The organism is Photobacterium sp. R1 (assembly GCF_054600795.1).
In genome coordinates, this window is the sequence record NZ_BAAHZP010000176.1 from 1 (window position 1) to 385 (window position 385).

The window sequence follows — 385 nt, forward strand, 5'->3', positions numbered from 1 at the left end:
TCCTTCAGTACATCTTGCAGCAGCGCATACTGTCCGTGTGGATCAGACAGAAAATATATGTCGTAATGGGGGTCGAGCTGAAGGTATTCGTGCATGGAGCCACCCGTCATATTACCTGTTCTTAACTTAAGTTTAGCAACAGACAATATGACGGGCAGAATGCTTGCTTTGTCTTTTCTTTGCTCCCATGCAAAATCGTTACTTTTCTCGCCTTTTAGCCAGCCAGGTATTGCTTGGCTTTTAAACCGACGAAGCGGCGACCCGGGTTTGCACCGTTAACCCACTCATCAGGCCTAAAGAGATCAAATAATCCGACTTTTATCAATGTAGGGATTGCCAGCTCCAGCTCTTTCTCGATGATTCCCCGCTGACCCGCATTATAAAG

The 385-nt window shown here is 46.5% G+C and carries 1 protein-coding gene; it reads right to left on the minus strand.

Features of this window, described 5'->3' with window-relative positions; all coding sequences use genetic code 11:
* Positions 1–214: 214 nt before the first annotated feature.
* Positions 215–385, minus strand: a 171-nt coding sequence (locus tag ACYP03_RS24550) for a DUF7709 family protein (protein WP_459782456.1), incomplete at its 5' end; no start/stop codon positions are given.